This is a genomic window from Blautia massiliensis (ex Liu et al. 2021) (assembly GCF_052064225.1).
Classification (GTDB): domain Bacteria; phylum Bacillota; class Clostridia; order Lachnospirales; family Lachnospiraceae; genus Blautia_A; species Blautia_A fusiformis.
Genome location: NZ_JBQHWA010000021.1, coordinates 21,096 through 40,854, shown reverse-complemented (window position 1 = coordinate 40,854; position 19,759 = coordinate 21,096). Strand labels below are relative to the sequence as shown.

Below are 19,759 nucleotides of genomic sequence, written 5' to 3'. Positions count from 1 at the left end.
TGTGTATGTCTCTATTCATTAACCTTGCCGTTATACTCCAAAAATGCATTATAAATCCAATCTGAAAGGTTATATGGGTTCAAATACAGCTTTCTATTTTCATCTCGGATTCTTTTTCTTAATGATGGAATCACTTCAAATTCTATCATATCTTCAGGGTTTTCCCCTTTTGATTCTTTGATCAGTTTTTTTAGAGGAACCAGCAATTCTTTCTGTTCTTCTTCAGAATAATCTTCCGGATATTTTCCTTTCAATGCATAATCAAACAGCTGAAGAGCAAGTGTCCTGTCAAATAAATCATGATTTCGCTGATTATAAAAGTTATCAAGGCAATTTTTGCAAGATCTTGAACATGTACATTCTGAAAGGATCTCTCTTGTCCGAATCATTACATCATCAAGAACTCCTTCTTCACCCATCAGAGAAGAATAACCGGCACCGCTGGTAAGGTTGTCGTAAAAGAACATTTCAATATGCGCTTCTCCGTTATCTTCATACCTTGTTCTCCATCCGCCGTTGATTTCATTATAGTCAATATCTAAGGAAAGAGAAACCGCTTTTTTCATTGCTTCATGAAGCGTCGTAGCAGCAGCTCTTAAAATACTCCTTTCTTCATTGTCATATCTTGACACTAATTTTTCAGAATCATACTTGATATCAATCATAAACATGTCTGTAAGAAATTCGTATCCCAAATAAATATTGGTAGCCACCGTTCCTTCATGCTTGCAGATATAACGGTCGTGATAAGGTTGAGAAAAATGGTATTCCCCCGTTGAAATTGGTGATGCAACTTCTGCACCACCACATTTTTTACAAATGTTGAAACCATTTTTCTTCTTACCCATATTTACAGTAAGAACATGATGATCCTCCAACTTTGCGAAACGAATACGACTCTTTTTATACGTCTTCATTTCAGTTTCTTTTGGTACATAAGAATAATACGGTGCTTCAGCGTATGTTTTTTCTTCTTCTTCATCTTCATACTTTACAGGATCGCCCTTTACAGGAGCAAAGCCCCATGGTTTGATCATCGTGCGATGTTCGACACGTGCATGGCAGTATGGACATTCTGTATATGTTTCCTGTGCCCCTCCAAACCAATTGCATTCCGAACAAACAATAATGTCTTTTTTATAATCCTTGCTGTTAAAATAGTATTCAGCCTGATTCTGTTCGTAATCTCTCGGTCTTGGATTAGAATACAAACCTCCACTTTTATATATTTTTTTATCAATCGTGATAAAACGGCCCGGAGCATATTCGCTTATTGCAACAGCAATATCTCTTTCTGGTGCATATTTGATGTCCTTAGGAGCTCTTCTTCCGCGTTCTGAATCTGTTTCCACACAGAATCTTACCACATTCTTAGGGAACGAATATGACGGGATAAACCCTTCTGAATAAAAAACATCAAATGCAGATGTTTCTTTGTCGCCGTTAAAATATTCATTTCTTTTTCCTTCTGCGAGCACCAAGTCACGGATTTTGCAGATTTTTTCGATCGTTCCATCCACTGGGAAATCAAGGGCTTCGCAGTGCTCAATAAATAAGTCGACATAGTTTTCACAAAAAGAAACAATCCCTACTTCTTCAATGCTGTCATAAAGGCTCTTCATCTTTTCCGTTGACATAAAACTATTCAACGCTTTCATATTAAAATGACGCTGCTCGATTTTCGGATTTGATCTGTCAATCCATGGTTTTCTTGGCGCACCAGAGATCATCTCGTCAGGGTGCCTGAAATAGTGACTGTCATGAACGCCGCCAAAAGCATATGTTACGATAGTGGAAATGCCAGAATTCTTTCGACCGGCACGACCTGCTCTCTGCTGATAATTCTCTCTCATCGGAGGAATATTTCTTAATCCTACAGCAGTCAGCGAACCAATATCAATACCAACTTCCATTGTTGTAGTACAACTTAAAACATCTATAGAATTTTCACCCGATTCTCCAGCATCAATGTCCTGAAAACGAATCTCATAATCTTCTGTTCTACTCAATATATCACTGGTTGTTTCCTTATGTGACAACTGTGCTGTATGCTCTTCAGTATCGATTGTGTGAATCCGCTCCTCTCCTTCGATTGCATCAATAACAGGCTTTCTCCAGAAATCAAATCTTGAAAGATCATCATTCGTGATCGTATGAAGATTTTTAGATTTAAAACAGGAACCACAGGTATCACCAATCTTATATGGAGAGATCTTACCACATCTTTCGCATCTGTACCAATTGAATTCTTTGTCAGTAATGACGATCTTAACTGCGTCGAGTTTTAGATAATAGCGCTGATTAGTTCCCGGCCCAAAGAAGTTACTTTTGATACATTTCAAAAGATCTTCCATTTTTTTATCACTGAAACCTGTCGTATTTTTGACTATGTTGATAAACTCTTTATCAATCGATGTCATAAAATCGGCTCCAAGCCCAAATTTAAGTATCTTGCTACGACCAGGGAGATTTTTTCTAATTTCATCATCAATAACATTTCCTAAAGCAGCATTATCATCCATAACATCCCAAAAAAGAAGAACCAAAATAGAGTGTAAAAGTTCTTTGTCAATTTCAATATCATAATCTTCTTCGAGTTCATAGATGCATTCTTCAAGCACATCATCCATAGGACCAAGGAAACCGAGGCCGATATCCTTGAAGGAGCGAGGACTTTCCGTAAAGAACGTCAAAAGCTGTTCATAATAATCGTATGGCAGCGGTTCAAAATTCTCCCTCGTTATGTCTCTTCCTTTTCTTAGTCGCTTTTCTATTTTCTCACGATGAACGTGGAAAATCCCAGCGCTTTCACCAGTAAAAAAGTCCAATTTCTGTTCAACACATACAGCTAAGAATGCATTGTAAAGTTCTTTTAGGGAATGCTCTTTTCCATCTGTTGCCAGTTTTTTAGATGCAAGCATGATTGCCTGACGGAAACCATCTGCATCAGACGATTTTGACAGATCAAGGGCAAGTTTAGCTGCATTCTGTCGCGAATCAGAAAATAGAAGTACTTTTTTACCTTCATTTATCAATTGCTCATCTCTTGCTGGTTGGAGTTCAAACTGTGCTTTTGTAAGGTTGTAAAACGGAATATTCCCCTTTGTTGCCAAATCTGTTGGCTTCTTTAACGGCATGTTTTTTTTACATTTTGGACACTTTCCAAACATAAAGCGGTCATTTTTTTCATCATAATCCGGATACAAAACCTTTAACAGAGAATCATCCCCATTATAATTAAGGTATAGTTTACCCGTAATCGGATCAAGATATGCTGGTCCGTCTTTCCCCTCAAGTTCATAGTCATCCGGACAAATATACAAAAGCATCTCTGTCAACTCATTTGCCCCTCCATGAAGGCCTTTATTCGGAAACACATACCAGTATCCAGTACCCTCAAGTTTTTGCACGTACACCTTAAAATACAGAGCACCGCACTTTACATGGTTTACCAATTCATACATTCTTCCTCCACATTTACATTTATATCGAGGAACAGAAACAACCTTGCCGAGAGGAAGCTTTTCTTGTTCAGAATACTTTTTCCCATCACAGCTACAATGTGGATTGGAACAAGCATACAGTCCTTGAATTCCACGAACAAACATATGAAGTCTTACAGGAAAAAGAATTTCATCATCCTTTTTTGCAAGAGAAACAATCACTAGCAAAGCATCAAATGCATCTGCGCCTTTTTCGTCATTGCCAAATAATTCTTCTTTTAATACAGAATACGATTTTGCTCCTTCTCTGCAAAGTTCATGCAGCTGTACAAAAGCTTGATAATCAGGAAGATTATCGTAAAGCCATGCTTGGGCTTCTTCCGTAGAAATATCACTGGAAAGATCCACATGAAAAACGCTATGAGCAAAAGCTCTTACTCGATCACTGATCTCTGTTTCAGTCACCTGACTTGTTCCGATTACCGCAAGCGATGCAGCATCAGTCATAACTTTATATTCTGTACGTATAGCTTCACGCTTACCAAATAACTTGACACATTCAGAATACTTTTTCCCAGTAAGTCCGTTAAAGAAGTCAGAAATCGCCTCTTCATCCCCTTCAGGCATACTCGCAGTGGTAAGAATAAACTGAACTTTATCAAGAGAGAGTCCAAGACGTGAGAACAGTCGGTCTAATAATAGCGCAATTTCCCCACCTGAAGACCCTCTGTACATATGTGCTTCATCAAGCACGATAAGAAGTCTGTTTTCTTCTGATTTTTCGAGCCACTCTTTTGTGTCATCCCAGATACCAGACTCCATCTGACGCATCAGCATATATTCGAGCATGGAATAGTTTGTAATCAGAATATCAGGGGTATTCCCCTGCATTTCAAATCTTGTGATATATTCAGCATCAAAAGGCCCTGGCTGATGAATACCGTTTTCAAGATTTTCAATAAATTTTCTAAGTCCTTCTTCACCACCATTTCTGGCAGGATATTTATTGATGCTCTTGTAACCATTAATTCTTCTAATCTGCTTTTTCTGATCTTCTTCTGATGCTGATTCATCAATAAGATAGTGCTCACGGTACTTTTCTGCAAGTTCTATATTCTTTTTATTCTTTGATTCTCCTGAATATGGAGTTCTACCGGTGTACATTCCAAAATGGGGAATGCGTTCTGCATTTGAAGAAGATGTAAAAATCTCTTTAAAAATGTTAGAACCCATGATTTTTCTGAATCTTGCCAATTGGTCAGATACAAGTGCATTCATCGGATAAATAATGAGTGTTCTGACTGCTGGAAGCTTGAAATCATCTGGTCTGTTTAATGATTCTTCTATAGCCCGGGAAATGATCGGCCATAAAAAACATTCTGTTTTACCGGAACCGGTACCTGTAGATACAAACAAGTCTCTTCCGTTCATTGCCCCTTCAAGAGCTTTAACCTGATGCTCAAAAGGCGTGGAGTAAATACCAAGTTTCGCTTCAACAAGTTTAAGGAGAACCTCTTTTACATTGTCCGGTATTTCTGCATCCCTGATTCCATCATTTACTTTTCGATAAGAAGAAGATGTTTCGATATAAGGTTCTTTTGCAATATTAATTTCTTCAGGGCACATTTCTCCTAAGATATCATCTGCATACAAAAGAAGCGTCTCACTGTTTGCCAGATAATCAGATTTAATATAATTTGCTAATCGATCTCTGATTGTTTGATAGTACTGTTGTACACCATTTGTGTTTCTATCCATAAAATTCACCATTTCTTGCAGTAAATCCAATTGCGCCAAGGACTTTTGCAACCTGTTCCGTTAATTTGTTACGAATAATAAAATTGTTCCGATCTGTAAATTTGTTTTTTGGCCATGCATTCATGAGAAGATAATAATATTCTCTATTGGGGAGCTGACCAAGAATGCGTATATGCGAGTATTCCTCATCAATCGGACATATAAGGAGCTGCATTGGATTGTCGTAATGCTTTTTTAATGCTATATATTTTCTGCGGAATTCTGCGCCTGTAAGTGCATCAAGATCATCCGTATTGTTATCATCTGCAAAGAGATATGTTCCGTCCTCTTTTCTTATGACTCTGTAATATAGTCCTAAAGCAATATTTCGTGCCATCGTAATATCTGACTTCATTCGTCTGTGCCAAGAACTGGATACATTGCCATAGTAATATGGGTTAAAGAATTCAAGATCATCTAAATCGATGTCTTTGGTATCAAAATCGCACTCATCAAAAACAACGTTCAAATATTCATCAGGAGTAAGGCTGTCGCGAACAAGAAATTCGTTAAGCGATATTTCCAAATTGCTTCTGTCTACATGGATCCCGAGACCATTAATTGTATAACTTTCCTCTGGAACCCCTAGATATAGGTATAACTTGTCGGAAAACCGAACTGTCTCTTTGCTGTTGTTTAAAATATTTCTGTTATTTTCCTTGGTAAGCAAATATCCGGTTTGTTCATAGAGATTGCGAATGAAGACAGCAATATCTATATATTTAGAAACAAACACGTACGGTCTTGCTTCCGGACAAAGGGCTACGTATTTATCTAATAGATTATGTAGCAATATACTTTGGGCACTTTTGCTGATTCCCTTCTCATGCTCTTTTTCGCTTAGTGCCGATTTTAGGCACCATTGACCTAAGGCAGAATAGATAACCCTGAATCCGAAGGACGCATCCTCTTCATTCATATATGACCGAATGCCCATATCGGATGCCATAATTTCAATCAATCTGTTCATTATCCAAACCACCTCATTATTATATCTTTCTTTAAGCACCGTCCAGTTTCTCCTGCGTATCTCTGAAGGCGTTTAGAACAGTTGTATGGATTCTTTCCGATAACCTTTGCTACATACGGAAGAAGTGTAAACATCAGCATCTCATTCAAGTGATTATCATTCTCAATCATGCTTGCCATCGCTACAGCTGCAGATTCTTCTACTCCACACTCACAAGCAATATCCCTGAATATCTTCTGCAGACGAGAGTCTGGATTGGTAATGCCTTTGTACGCAAATGGCTTTTCCTTTATTTCTGAAGGATTTTCCGTAATATCTTTGATTTTTAATAAAGAACTAAATTCATCTGCGTTGATAAAATGAACATGTGATAGTATCTCATTTGGTACAAAAGTCAGCGTTCTGTCAAACATATATGTAAGTATGATGATTTTGTTCCGGTGCTGCTCAAGTACCGGAATGAGTTCCATTACATTACAGTTTCCTACAAAGCCATCCAAACACACAACTCTGTCTGGTGTTTTAGTTAGAAACTCATCAATGATTTGTATATTAGCACCTTCTGAAAAAAGTAAACGTGCCGCAATTGGTACGCCATAAAGCGTATTTGAAAGAGAATTAGCAAGATTTATTCCAGGACCTCTTTTAATCAGTACTGGAACGCCCTGAAAAAATACTTTTTCAAGATAACAAAGGAAGTCTACTGAACCATCTTCGCTTTGATCAAAACCGATATTTTCAAGGTTATAGCAGAAATATTCGTCAAAATCATCCATGTTTTCAGGACACATTGGCATATATCGTTCACTATCATGATATCTCTTTGAGATAGTTTTTACAGCAATGTTGATATCTTCCTGGTCATCGGTTGTTTTCATGATCTCAGCTTCCGTGGCTTGAGCTTTCATTTCAGTACGAACAGACGCTAACTGCTCTTTGTATTGATTTTCTTTTATTAACTCCTGCTCAAGAGCTTCTTTAAGAGCTTTAATCTGCTTTTTGTCAGCATCTTTCTCTGTTAATAACGTAGCTCTTTCTGCTTTGAAAGTGAAAATCTGCTTCTCACGATTTCGTACTTGATTTTTCCAAGTCTGAATATCTTCTTCGGCAGAAGCAAGTTTAGATTTCAGTTCTGAAAGATTCGCTAAATACTCTTCCGCCAGAACAGATTGTTCGTCAATTCTTTTAGTCAAGGCTTCGATTTTCTGCTGCATCTCTGATGTTTTCCAGATTTCGTCTTCTTTTGTCTTTTTTAGTTCAGCTTCATATTTTTCAGCTCTTTCTCTTGCTTTTTTGTACTTTTCCTGTTCTTCTTCCAGTAAACAAGAACTTTGTTCCAGTTTTTCTTTCAGTTCTTTTTTACATCTATTAAATTCTTCCGCTTTTTTCTGTTCGTCAGCGACCTGCTGTTCAAGCTCTTTTTTATTTTCAGAAAGTACTTTTATTTGATTCTTTATTGAATGCAGTTCTTCCTTTTCTTTATTTCTGTAGCCTGCTTCAAAAGATACTGCAGAACTCAATACTTTAAGATAATCTTCTGATTTTTCTTCTTCCTTTATTTTAAAGAAAAGAGCCACATTTTCGGCAAAATACGAATGCGACAGAACGTTTATGTAAGCAGCATCCTGGTTAAGGCCTTCTTCTTTGGCTTTTGCTAATTCTTCATCAATTTCTTTAATCCATCTGTCAATATGTTTGATCAAATAAGATGAAACAAAATCCCTTGTCCGAAATTCATAAAGTGTACGAGACACCATTTCTTTGGTGAGGGATTTCACACGAAAACCGGGTCTCAATTTAGCAAATTCCTTTGGATATCTTTTAAAATATGAAGTTGTCTCCTGATATGGGATAGCAGAACACACATATCTTATATCTTCTTCTGTAAGATCTATTAAATAATTCAAATCAGACCCTCCTTAATGTACTTCTTGATGACCGTATTGATCTGTCCGCTCCTATAACAGTTTTCCAAATATAGTAAAATTGCTTCATCCGCAACAATCTCCATGAAATCATCTGGTTCAAACGGTTCTGACTGAGGATGATATTTTATAATATCGTTTATCAATTTCTTTTTATCAGTTGTTTTTTTTGAAGTTGCCAATACAATAACACGAACATGTCCGTTTTTATATCCGAGAATGTGATCTGTTTCAGAAAGGTATGCCTTCGCTCCAGCAACCAGACGATCACATCCATTCTTATCAAATATAAAATAGTCATATGTATCCGGAACAATGTATTTATCAGCGTGAATGATCTCAGGTTCTTCGTAAGTTGAACCCAAAATCGTTTTCTCATCCTTCACGATCCTACACTGAATATTCTTTTCGCAAATAGTTACTCTTTCATTAAAAGTGAGTTCATATACATCAGAACATACTTTTTTAACATCCATCCCGTTGGCATCAATATTTCCGTGAGGAATCAATTCAAAACTTGGTAATATAAAAACATTATCTGATTCAGTAATGACATCCTCGTCTCTCGTAAATACAGGAGGCCATAGAATATCCATAGACTCCGATTTCTCCACCCGAAATTCATGTTTCTGAAAATAGATTTTCGCAGAATAATCGGCAGAATAAATGACAAACCGTACAGCGAAGAACTGTCTGCCTTGTGTGAAAAATTTAAAAGGTTCACCATCTATCTCTGCGCTCTGCAGAGCAATTAATTCTTTAATGTTATCCTCGTTTTCAGAAATTGCTATATAACAATAATTTGTATACAAGATGTCGGATACGATTCGTTTGTAATGGTTACTGGACTGACTTATCCTGTAAATATTCAACTTACTGTTTCGTTTCAGTACATTCTCACATAATGTTTTTGTACTTTCAGCATTAAATGAAACGTAATAATCGTTGGAATATTCTAAAATTGTGTAATAATTTCCGGTATCAGGTATAAGGTTACCTTTGTTAATCGGCATACTAAAAAATGCCGGCGCATTATATTTTGTATGTAAAGAGAATTGCCCGCCATTTTCTGCATAGTTGCTGATATCTTTATCTGAAAGCGTCAGCGAAATCTCAAAAGTCATGTGGTCTATATTGAAGCAAAAACCAATACTGTCCATAGTATGTTTTCTTATAGACACATAGTGTTCTAATGCACCCGGCTGTCCAAGATAACGCTCACATTCAATATCATTATTTCCTCTTCTATGACGAAAGTGAGGCGATTTCTCGCTACTTTCAGCCGCAGCAAGGAATACTTCTTCTCCACAACATAAACATTGATATCTAAACTGTGTACCATACAATGGTTCTATAGATCTTGAAAGTTCCAGCGCATCAACTTCTCGCTGAAACACAGAGTCAAATGCTTTATCCATATAAATAAAACCCCTACTGGTTAATAATAGTTATTGTTTCTTTTTTAACTTAATATACCGTCCGCTTTTTATCCTACCGTCTTTAGGTCTTTCTGCATCTGCAGGCACCGCCCAATAGTTTCCGATACGCATTGCACCTGGTATTTTTTTCTCTGTACACATCTTTTGTATTCTTCTTGATGATATACCCCATTTTTGAGCAATCTGAGTTGTTGATAAATATTCCATACGGCCTCCTAACATCATTTTATACAAAAATACATTATATTAAATTATAATCCGAACAGCGAACTTTATCAACCTAATGCATTATATCATATACATAATTTTTTATTATTCGTAAACTTGTTGGAAAGCGCACAACAAATATGTCGTGTCTCAATAATAGAAGAGTAACCTATTTAACACTTTATAACGTTATTTTGGAGCATAAAAAAAGATCCAGAGAGAACTAATCTCCCCAGACCTTCAATTTATTTATTCGGGTAAACACAATATACACTTCATATCTTGTTGCTATTTTCTGCTTCTTTCCTGCACCATCTGCTGTTCCAAATATCTCGGCACCGGCTTTCCGGATCTTTTTGCAATGGCAATTTGTTTCTCATGAAGCTTCTTTATCACAGAAGTCCTTTTCTTCGGACGTTTTGCTACCGGATACTGTATTTGCTCTGCACCTTTCTTCTGGTTATTCACCTGTCCATCCACCATATCATAATTGGCTTCTGTACCGGATTCATGACTTCGTTCATACATCCCATTCTGGAAATATTTCTGATAAAGTTCCATCTTGGTCTGCAACTGTTTCATCCTTTCCGGATACTTATCCTCAGGATGAATATATTCACGGATTTTCTGCTTAGCAGTTTCATCAAAACCTCCGATTCCGGTTTCTGCCACATATTTTCCGTAACTGTCGAGAATAATCCTCGCAGCCTGTTCCCTGAATTCCTGATGCTCCAGAAGATAAAACTGTTTTCCGTCGATAATAATGTAGTCTGTTACTCTCCAGTTTCCGGAATAGCCATCGATTTTATAATCTCTGGTATCCACGGACAGAACACTTCCTGTTGTACCCATACTGATGAATCCGCTGATTCTTCTGGGATGATCATCACTTAGATAGAAGCAGGAGATTTCTCCTTCATGGTTAAGCATCAGCACATCACTGACTTCTGTTTTATACCGGATCCGTTTCCAGATTTCATTAGCGGTCTCATCCGGCTTCATTTCGCCGACCATCATATGCCGGTAAAATTCCACACGAACAGCAAAATTCTTTTCCCGAACCTCGTTGTAAGTCAGATGCCATAGTTTCCGTCCGGCAGTCATCTTATTGACACGATAAAGGGCAAATTGATTAATCTTCATACTCATCATCCTCCGATGCCAAGAGATATGAATCCAGATCTAGTGTGTAGTAATACTTGTCTTCAATTTGCTGCAGTTTCTCGATCAGCGAAGATACAATTTCAATCATTTCTTCATCGGATACATCCTCTTTTGTTTCTTCCAGAACATCCAGTGTTTCTTTTAATGTCTCTACGGTATCCTGTCTGGTCTTTTCGGCAAAGATCGCCATTACCATTAATTCATTTTCTTCGAATTTCACTGGTTTCATAAACTCATCGCCTCCCTTCTGTGCTGTAATTTTGTTTTCTGTCTTTCCGTTTTCTGTATTACTTCCGGCATTTTACTTTCTGTTTTTTCTCTTTCATTCTGTCTTTTCTCAATGATTTTCTCTGCATCTGACAACGCTTTCTGTACCAGCTTGTTATCCCGATATCCGGGAATAGAGTTGATGATTTCTTTCTGTAACGAATTTCCCACATACAGATCAAACATTCCTTCATAATCACTGCCATCCTGCAGATTGAAGCCAATACTTTTTATTCCATTCATCCGGCTTCCCGGTATCTGATCAAAAATATCAAAAGCCTGTTCCAGAGTCAGATCCTGATGAAATTCTCCAAGAACTGGAAATTCGGAACATTCTGCCACATAAAAGCTGATGTGAGATTTATCCTCATCCGGATGCAGTGGAAGAGTAGTATCTTCTATTCCAATCATCTCCTGTCTCTGTTTTACAAAATCCGTCAGTTCAGTAAAACCAAAGCTGTCTACATAGAAAGCCCGGATATCACCATTTCTATTTGTAATGACTACATCACTGACTGACATGGAATGCCCTCTGAAATCAGCCGGATGGTTCTCGTTAAATACACTGTAGAGAGTGTCTAAGTTATCCGATGGCTGAAGAATCCCGGAGTACACGCACTGATAATCCCCGGCAGTTACTTCCATTCCCTGGGATTTTACAAAATCCATACCCATAAACTGATATTCCATTGCTTTTGATTCATGATTAATCTGATAAATGGCAAAACGCTCTTCTCCACCAAACATTAATTCTTCAGAAGTTTTTTTAAATCGTTCCGGATGCAATACGCGTTCCACCCGCTCTGCTGTATCTGGATTTTCCAGAACAACACCTTCCAGCCATTCTTGTACATCATTCCAGGAATCTGCAATCCACGCACCGCCAATTTCATGGGTTCCATCCGGCAGAAAACGAAGATTTCCATCTGAACTTTCAAGCTCATCAAAATGATATCCGGCAGCTTCCATTGCCGGTATCAGTTTTTCTTTCTGTTCTGATTCCAGCAGTTGCTTTTTCTCTGTGAACAGTTCCTGCAGTTTCTCGGATAATTCGTCGATCATTTCTCCTGCAGTCTTTCGGATTATGTCCATGGATGCTTTTAACTCTTTCATGTCACGATTGCTGCTCCATCCGGCAATATACGGAAAACTGTATTCAGAAGTATCTACACCAAAAGCAGAGCAGACACAATAAGCAACAGATTCTGCCTCAACCTCTTTTGTCAGCCGATCCTTTTCTATTCCCTGTTTCTCCATGATGTCTTTGTCGTGGAGCCGGGCATGTCCGGTTTCATGAATCGCTGTTTTGATTGTCTGGCTTTCACTCATTCCTTTTTGGATCACAATCTCTTTATCTCCGGAATGATAATATCCTTTGGCTTCTCCTGCAATCTCATCAAATCGGATTGGAACCGGAGAGACCGCTGTGATTGCTTCCATGAATAAATCATAATCCGCAACCGCCTCCGTCAGTTCTTCAGGAGCAAGGGTCTCTATAGGCTCACCATCTGTCTGGCTAATATCAAATACTGTGGTTGGTTTAAACCGTGGAATGACAACTTCGACTTCCTCTGTTCTTGGCTTTCCATCTGCATCCAGAAGAGGATTACGGTTCTGATCCAGAATTTCCTGTTCCCTTTTTCTCTTGATCGGGGCAGGAGCAAGGATCGTAATTCCTTTTTCCCCTTTTTTCACCTGTCTGCCCATTGACTGCCAGTTTCGGTATCCGGTAACAAGGGTTGCATCCGGTCTCTGCATCGCAATCAAGAGTGTATTATTAAATGAATATCTGTGAAACTTCGACATGGTCTGCAGATACAGGGCATATTTATCACCGGTAAAAATATTCTCCACGCCAGTCTCCAAAGATTTCAGGATGCTGTTCATATCCTTTCCCGCAACCGGAAGTGGGATAGTAGCTGACTGAACTGCTTCAATATTATTTTCTCTGTTCATTTGAACTCCTTTCTAAAACCCCGCCGGTTTCTAATTCCGACGGGGCTTCTCATACACATATTTTTAAAGTGACATATCATTTGCTTTATGCTTCGGTTTATGTACCGGCTGAGACATATTTGCATCTTTCTTATCGGGCATTGTTTGTTCCTTTCCTTTCGCTTTCTGACGATCTTCAAAAGCAGATGCTTTTTCAAAAATCCTGTCCTTGGTATCATAGTGATACACTTCATCCGCCAGTTTTTCTTCAGGACGGACTTCACTGTTATTCACTTCCATTACCATGTGTTTTAATTCACGGGAGGTCATCTCTCCATTATCCGGAAGAACCAGCATTTCATGAGTGGAAGAGGGAAGAATATAGTAATCTCCCTTTAATGCTTCTCCAATCTGATCCATCTGGCCGGGATAGAAGAGAACTGCAGCACCATCGAGCATCTGCTCATTCGTAACAATGGTGAGCGGAACAGCCATATTCTGATACATTTCTTCCATCATCTGGTCAATATCTTCTTCTTTTATACCGGCAGCCCGCATATCATTTCTCATCATGTTTTCCATCATTTTATCCATAGATTCTATCTTGACCGGAAACACCTTCGGACTGTTTTCCAGAGCATCCTGATGAAGCTGGTCCTTTGAAACACCAAAAAGTTTCATCATTTCGTTGTTTACAATCGCAGAAGCAATGCCATCTGCTCCGGAATTAGCAAAGATATGATAGGTAATCGCCAGATTCTCTACACGTGTATGGGGAACTTTTGACAGCATTTCCTGATTCCTGTCCGCATCAGATACCCGGATAAACAGATTCTCTTTTGCTTTTTCATAATCGGTCAAAATACCCATGTCAATGTCCATAGGTGTGATCTGCACAACCTCAGCCATCCGTTCCATAATATCTTCCATCTCCATCTGAACATCCTGCATCTGTTCATAGAACATGTTCAGGTTCAGTGTCGGGGAAGACACCTGGCTCTCCGTTCTTACCGTCATCCCCAGATAGCTTTCATTCAGCTTTTCATGGGGATAAACATCAACACTGGCATTTTTATATTCATCCGGAAGATAGTCTTTGATTGTTTCTTTTACAGTTTCTACAAATTTTTCAAATTCCATATTTTTCATCCTTTCCTATTTCATTTTTCTATTTCTTCTTGCCTTTTCCAAAAGGCTTTTTATTCGGAAAATCCAGAGAAAAATTCACACGATCTTCACTGGCATCCATGATCAGATCCGCTTCAAAATACATATTTTTCTTGGCAGAATACAGATCCTTCACCCGGACTTTTCCACTTTTTAAAAGTTCTGCAGCCATACGTTTATCGATGGTTTTCAGCATCCGCTCCAGATATTTTGTTTCTTTCCAGAGGGCAAAACGACATTCCCTGTTACTGCAGTAGAAGTTCTTTTTCCCTTCATACACCAGACTTCCGCATACCGGACAGGTTCCAATGCTTTCCCTTGTCTGGAACCTTCTGGTTTCTTCCTCCGGAATCGTGTCACATCCATTCAGCATCATGGTGATCATATTTTTGATCCCTGTCATAAAGGTATCCGGAGTGATCTTCCCTTTCTCCATATCCAGAAGCTGATTTTCCCATTCCGCTGTCATGCTGGCTGATTTCAGAAAGTCGGGCAGGATCTCAATCAGAACCTTTCCATCTTCTGTAGGAATGATCTGTTTTCCCTTACGGACGGCATACTGGGAATGTACCAGTTTTTCAATGATTCCTGCTCTGGTTGCCGGAGTTCCCAGCCCCTTTTTCTCTGTATCCTCATCGAATTCCTTATTCCCGGCTGTCTCCATAGCTGCAAGCAGAGTATCTTCGCTGTACTGTTTCGGTGGGGAAGTGAAATGCTCCGATTTATCAGCAGCCACATTGTAAAAGATCTGTCCGGGAGCCAGATCAGAAAACCGGTCTGTCTCTACATTTTCCGGATTTTCCATAGCCAGCCCATCTATGTTCTTGAAACACTCTTCATAAAGCTTCCATCCCATCTGCTTTACAACTTTCTTTTTTGCGGAAAACAGCTCGTTCTGGCACTTCACGGTGATATCGGTTTCTGTGAAAATATAATCCTTTTCTGTTGCTTCCACCATACGGACACAGATGAGGAACAATACCTTCTGTTCCCAATCCTTTAACTGTGACAAATCACAATCTGTCAATTCCACAGTGGGAATAATTGCATGATGATCGGATACCTTCCGGTTATTCAGGACAAGACTGATATTCGGCTTTTCCGGCTGATCAAAGGGTCCTGTCAGCTGATACTTTTCATGAATTCTCCGAATCACATTTCCTGCAGTTACCTCCATATCCTCCGTCAGATACTGGCTGTCAGTTCTCGGATAGGTGATCAGTTTCTGCTCATACAGAGACTGTGCTGCATTTAACGTCTGCTGGGCAGTCATACCATAATGTCGATTCGCTTCCCTCTGCAAAGTAGTCAGATCATAAAGCTTTGGTGGTCTTACAGTCTTATCCGTTGAACGTATTTCTTCCACAACAGCATCGCTTCCCTGGCAAAGAACTCTCAGTTTTTCTGCTTCCTTTTCATCAAAGATTTTCTGTCTTTCTACCTGCAGACCATCCAGATCCAGTTGCACATTGAAATACTTTTCCTTTTGGAATGAGGAAACAGCTCTGTCCCTGTCTACCAGCATGGCAAGCGTCGGTGTCTGGACACGCCCCACAGTCAGCTTCTTATAATATTTACTGGTGTAAGCTCTGGTTGCGTTCATTCCTACCAGCCAGTCTGCCTGGGCTCTGCACACAGCAGCATCGGCAAGGTTTTCATATGCAGACACATCTTTCATTTGAGAAAATCCCTCACGGATGGCTTCATCTTCCATAGAACTGATCCACAGTCTTTTTACCGGTTTTCTGCTCCGGGAAAGATCATAGACTCTCTTGAAGATCAATTCGCCTTCCCGTCCTGCATCACAGGCATTTACTACATAGTCGATATCCGGACGGTTCAGCAACTTCTTTAACACATAGAACTGATCCTTCTTGTCCTTTGACACTGCCAGTTTCCACTCCTGCGGAATAATGGGCAGATCCTCATAGTTCCATCTGCTGAATTTCTCGTCATAAGCATCCGGAGCCACATATTCAGCAAGATGTCCAAGACACCAGCTGACGATACAATCCTTTCCTTCCAGATATCCGTCTTCACGTTTCTGTGCGCCGATCACATCCGCAATGGATCTGGCTACGCTTGGTTTTTCTGTAATCACTAAATACATATTCTTACAACTCCTTTCACTAATATGGGAGCTGCGTTGCCCTTATACAACATCAGCTCCCACCTTTTTGGATTTATTCCTGTGATTCGTCTTTTTCTGCCGGATTATCGGATTTCTCATCCTCATTGATGGTCTCCAGCCCGTCATCCATTTCCAGACCTTCATTTTCAGAATCATCATCTTCCTGCTTCGGTTTGTAGATCTTGAAGTAGTAATAGCCTGCAATCCCCGCTACAGCCAGAAGAAGGATCACAAACAGACCAGAATTTGTTGCTGTTTTATCCGGTTTATCTGCCTGTGTTTCTTCTTCAACAACCATGTTGCTTTCCGTATCGTCTGTATGCTCATCCTTCAGGACTACAGAAGGGGCAGTCTCTAAAGTCTGTTGCTGATCCTCATCCAGAAATTCTTTCAGGTCATTTTCATCAATCTGAGACAGCATGTACACGTTGTTCGTTGTTGCCGCCCGGTCAATTACGATATAAAACGTATTGTTATTCTTTGTTTTAATCGTCAGAAATTCCTTACTGGAATCATCGGTAATGTCATCCCTTACCTCTCCGTTACCAGGAACAGAGAACGGATCGCCATTTTCCTCGGTATGAGTATCCTCAACCACCGGTTCCTCCGTTTCTGTTGTTGATTCCTCCTGAGCTGCCTCTGTGCCCTGATCCACATACGCAAAAGCAGTAGCCTGACTGCCAAAAAGCATCATAGCTGCTGTCAAAAGCACCACCAGTTTTTTATTCAGTTTCTTCCATTTCACCATATTCATTTTCCTCACTTTCTCTTTTTTCTTTCTGAACAACAAAGGAGCCAGATTCTTCTTCTGACTCCCCGCTCGCTACAAATGATATCGTTCCATCCTGGATTCCGTTTAGCAGATCAAATAATTCCTGCCCTTTTAATTTCATTCCACGGATGCTTTTGATCATTTCGTTATTTTCTTCCTCTTTCAGCGCTGACCGGACACCTTTCAGATACATTTCCAGATCAGCAATTTTCTTTTCGGTCTTTTCAATCTCATCCAGATACTTTTTAATCTTCCGATTCAAATTTTCACCTTCCTTCCTTTTTAAGGCAGTCTTCCAAAGCACATAAAATGCTGCTGCCAGTAGGATGTATTGATATTCGCATACTGGATCGGATCCCCGCAGTGAATCATCATTCCATTGCCAACATAAATTCCCACATGGCTGGCACCGCTGGTATTATAGGTTCCCTGGAAAAAGATCAGATCTCCCGGCTTTGCCTGTGACGGTGGAACATAAGTACAAAGGCCACGAAGCCCATCTGCGGTCCGACGTCCATAATTCCAGCCATTTCCACAATGATTAACTACCCAGGATACAAATCCGGAACAGTCGAAGCTGGTGCTCGGTGAAGATCCGCCCCATACATAGGGATATCCCAGATATTTTTCTGCTTCCCGGATCATTCTTGCAAACCGTTCATCTGACAGTGCTTCCGGCGGGATCTCATAACTCATACCGCCTCCGGCTCCGGTAATCCGGTTTACATCCCACAAATAATCCCGGTTGCCCAATGTGGTATTTAATGCATCATACAGAATTTCCTGTTCCTCTGTCAGATTTGCCCTTGCCACTGCATCAAAATTCGTATTCGTGAGAGTGACATAGAGGACTCTCTGTGTAGTCGTGGTAGTAACCTCCACCTCTCGGCTGCCATTATCATCTGCGAGAAATGCTTCCCATGTCTGATGTCCATGTGCACTGGCCGCAGAATGGCTGTCGTAATACACATCAAAGGCAACTCCATATCTGGCAAAATTTCCGGTATCCTCTACCGTATATTCCACACCGTTCATGATCACTTTCGTTCCTAGAGGTACGATTGGATTGTTTGCATCAACAGCAATCGTATGGTTTGCAGTCGGATATGCACCGCTGGCTGTCGGCCCGCCGGACCACCTTCCACAGCAGATAGAACAGTTGCAATATCCGCTGGTGACTACATTTCCCAGTGATTCTCCCACACGGACAGTTCTTGTTTCTGTGACTGTTTCCGTTCTTCCATGGGTAGACAGATGGTATTGTGCCTGGAAAAGATCCTGCAGCTCATCCCTTATATCCTCATAGGTGTATCCGCCATACTTTGCAGTCAGGTATGAAGTCAGATGATACGGATTATGCCCGATTTCGCTGACATTGTACTGATAGGAATCGTAATCCGGATATGTAGACTCCATATTGTTAATCTGCCGGTTTAATGCCTCCTCCATGGCAGCATAAGCATTTTCTGCCGCATAGATATCTGCATTTGTGCTGGGATAGGTTGTCATACCGATCACGGAAGCTCCACCCTGAATCGAAGCACTGCAGCTTCCCAAAGAAACTGCAATCAGCATAAAAATGAGCAAAAAAATGCCGATACCAAGAAACACGGTACGGTTTCGCCTTACGATTTCTTTTAAAGCAATCTTGGCTTTTACCGTCATGTTTTCGACACCGGCAATCGTTGTTGCCCCTCCGAGGCTTCCGGCTGTTTTACCAGCCTTTGCTGCCCGGTAGGCATCTTTATATTTTTTTCTCTGGAAGAAGCGGTTTAGCAAACGCTTCTTTTCTGCATTTTGCACTGAATCCCTGGCAGTTCGTTCTGATGCTTCCTTCGCAGCATCAAACTTCAATCTGGAAGCCTCTGGAGCATCCAGATTCATCCCTTTTCTGTGTGCTTTCACATCACTTCTCTGGCTTCTTAACTGTGCCCTGCGAAGACTGTGAGCTGCTTCATCAGCAACTGCCATCACTGCACCGGAACCATCTACAGCAGCATTATCATCTCCATTCTCTGCCATTTGATTTCTGGCATATAGTGCCGCACCGGCTGCTACCTTTCGACCCATTCCTGTTCCGGCTCCGTGGATCATGCCGGATCCTTCATCACCAAAAGAAAGCCTACCCGATTTTTCCTGTTCTTCTGTCAGTCTCTTTCGAGCACGTTTCTTCTTTGCTTGATCTTTCTGATCCGAGATACCGGATACTTCCGGAATCTGTTCCTGAGAACGAAGCTTTCCCTGGTACCGGCTGTCCTTTCTTTCTATGATTCTTTCACTGTTTGCTTTGGAAAAAGTTCTTGCAGATCTTTCTTCAGATGCAATATCCGAAGACATTCTTAATTCCTGCACATACCTTCTCATGCGTCGGTTATCAGTTCTTCCGGAACTGTCCGACAGCCTTTTGCCGGGAGTCGTATTTTTCTCATCCCGCTCCTTACTGTCAAGTTCAGGTTCATCCCGACTTTTCTGGCTGATTTTCTTCACAGAACCATCCCGGAGTGTTTCTTCTGTCAGACCTTCTCTTGTCATTTTAGAAAAG

At 40.1% G+C, this 19,759-nt stretch carries 13 protein-coding genes; all 13 read right to left on the bottom strand.

Annotated elements, in window-relative coordinates:
- Positions 1-11: 11 nt before the first annotated feature.
- Positions 12-5,201: a DEAD/DEAH box helicase gene (locus ACTNDQ_RS09925; protein ID WP_441064487.1), complete on the bottom strand. Its 5,190-nt coding sequence runs from the start codon at positions 5,199-5,201 to the stop codon at positions 12-14.
- Entirely contained in the window at positions 5,194-6,210 is a 1,017-nt protein-coding gene (locus tag ACTNDQ_RS09920) for a hypothetical protein (RefSeq protein WP_441064485.1), read from the bottom strand. The genes ACTNDQ_RS09925 and ACTNDQ_RS09920 overlap by 8 nt, the downstream gene beginning before the upstream one ends.
- A complete protein-coding gene (locus tag ACTNDQ_RS09915) occupies positions 6,210-8,117 on the bottom strand; it encodes a hypothetical protein (RefSeq protein ID WP_441039439.1) in 1,908 nt (635 codons plus the stop codon). The genes ACTNDQ_RS09920 and ACTNDQ_RS09915 overlap by 1 nt, the downstream gene beginning before the upstream one ends.
- The gene (locus ACTNDQ_RS09910; protein ID WP_441064484.1) at positions 8,114-9,553 is read right to left on the bottom strand and encodes a hypothetical protein; all 1,440 of its coding nucleotides are present in this window, start codon (positions 9,551-9,553) and stop codon (positions 8,114-8,116) included. The genes ACTNDQ_RS09915 and ACTNDQ_RS09910 overlap by 4 nt, the downstream gene beginning before the upstream one ends.
- A 30-nt stretch (positions 9,554-9,583) precedes the next feature.
- The gene (locus tag ACTNDQ_RS09905) at positions 9,584-9,781 is read right to left on the bottom strand and encodes a helix-turn-helix domain-containing protein (RefSeq protein ID WP_441039441.1); all 198 of its coding nucleotides are present in this window, start codon (positions 9,779-9,781) and stop codon (positions 9,584-9,586) included.
- A 288-nt stretch (positions 9,782-10,069) separates the two neighbouring features.
- Positions 10,070-10,924: a DUF4316 domain-containing protein gene (locus ACTNDQ_RS09900; protein WP_441064483.1), complete on the bottom strand. Its 855-nt coding sequence runs from the start codon at positions 10,922-10,924 to the stop codon at positions 10,070-10,072.
- On the bottom strand, positions 10,914-11,174 hold the full coding sequence (locus tag ACTNDQ_RS09895) for a transposon-transfer assisting family protein (protein ID WP_154580931.1): 261 nt from the start codon (positions 11,172-11,174) through the stop codon (positions 10,914-10,916). The genes ACTNDQ_RS09900 and ACTNDQ_RS09895 overlap by 11 nt, the downstream gene beginning before the upstream one ends.
- Positions 11,171-13,168: a YodL domain-containing protein gene (locus tag ACTNDQ_RS09890; protein WP_441064481.1), complete on the bottom strand. Its 1,998-nt coding sequence runs from the start codon at positions 13,166-13,168 to the stop codon at positions 11,171-11,173. Before ACTNDQ_RS09890 ends, ACTNDQ_RS09895 begins: the two co-directional genes overlap by 4 nt.
- Before the next feature lie 63 nt (positions 13,169-13,231).
- Entirely contained in the window at positions 13,232-14,287 is a 1,056-nt protein-coding gene (locus tag ACTNDQ_RS09885; protein ID WP_441064479.1) for a DUF5688 family protein, read from the bottom strand.
- A gap of 28 nt (positions 14,288-14,315) precedes the next feature.
- Positions 14,316-16,424: a DNA topoisomerase 3 gene (locus ACTNDQ_RS09880; RefSeq protein ID WP_441064477.1), complete on the bottom strand. Its 2,109-nt coding sequence runs from the start codon at positions 16,422-16,424 to the stop codon at positions 14,316-14,318.
- Positions 16,425-16,497: 73 nt separating this feature from the next.
- Complete coding sequence (locus tag ACTNDQ_RS09875) at positions 16,498-17,193, bottom strand: CD1107 family mobile element protein (RefSeq protein WP_441064475.1); 696 nt, start codon at positions 17,191-17,193, stop codon at positions 16,498-16,500.
- Positions 17,168-17,479 carry a DUF4315 family protein gene (locus ACTNDQ_RS09870; protein WP_154580936.1) on the bottom strand — a complete coding sequence of 104 codons (312 nt, stop codon included), beginning with the start codon at positions 17,477-17,479 and terminating at the stop codon, positions 17,168-17,170. Before ACTNDQ_RS09870 ends, ACTNDQ_RS09875 begins: the two co-directional genes overlap by 26 nt.
- A gap of 20 nt (positions 17,480-17,499) precedes the next feature.
- Positions 17,500-19,749: a CD1108 family mobile element protein gene (locus ACTNDQ_RS09865; RefSeq protein WP_441064506.1), complete on the bottom strand. Its 2,250-nt coding sequence runs from the start codon at positions 19,747-19,749 to the stop codon at positions 17,500-17,502.
- Positions 19,750-19,759: the final 10 nt, after the last annotated feature.

What these genes read in the sequence shown, in the direction of transcription:
- ACTNDQ_RS09885 (WP_441064479.1), bottom strand. Translation starts at nt 14,287, where the DNA reads ATGGAATTTGAAAAATTTGTAGAAACTGTAAAAGAAACAATCAAAGAC.
- ACTNDQ_RS09925 (WP_441064487.1), bottom strand. Translation starts at nt 5,201, where the DNA reads ATGGATAGAAACACAAATGGTGTACAACAGTACTATCAAACAATCAGA.
- ACTNDQ_RS09910 (WP_441064484.1), bottom strand. Translation starts at nt 9,553, where the DNA reads ATGGATAAAGCATTTGACTCTGTGTTTCAGCGAGAAGTTGATGCGCTG.
- ACTNDQ_RS09920 (WP_441064485.1), bottom strand. Translation starts at nt 6,210, where the DNA reads ATGAACAGATTGATTGAAATTATGGCATCCGATATGGGCATTCGGTCA.
- ACTNDQ_RS09880 (WP_441064477.1), bottom strand. Translation starts at nt 16,424, where the DNA reads ATGTATTTAGTGATTACAGAAAAACCAAGCGTAGCCAGATCCATTGCG.
- ACTNDQ_RS09865 (WP_441064506.1), bottom strand. Translation starts at nt 19,749, where the DNA reads ATGACAAGAGAAGGTCTGACAGAAGAAACACTCCGGGATGGTTCTGTG.
- ACTNDQ_RS09905 (WP_441039441.1), bottom strand. Translation starts at nt 9,781, where the DNA reads ATGGAATATTTATCAACAACTCAGATTGCTCAAAAATGGGGTATATCA.
- ACTNDQ_RS09900 (WP_441064483.1), bottom strand. Translation starts at nt 10,924, where the DNA reads ATGAAGATTAATCAATTTGCCCTTTATCGTGTCAATAAGATGACTGCC.
- ACTNDQ_RS09895 (WP_154580931.1), bottom strand. Translation starts at nt 11,174, where the DNA reads ATGAAACCAGTGAAATTCGAAGAAAATGAATTAATGGTAATGGCGATC.
- ACTNDQ_RS09890 (WP_441064481.1), bottom strand. Translation starts at nt 13,168, where the DNA reads ATGAACAGAGAAAATAATATTGAAGCAGTTCAGTCAGCTACTATCCCA.
- ACTNDQ_RS09875 (WP_441064475.1), bottom strand. Translation starts at nt 17,193, where the DNA reads ATGGTGAAATGGAAGAAACTGAATAAAAAACTGGTGGTGCTTTTGACA.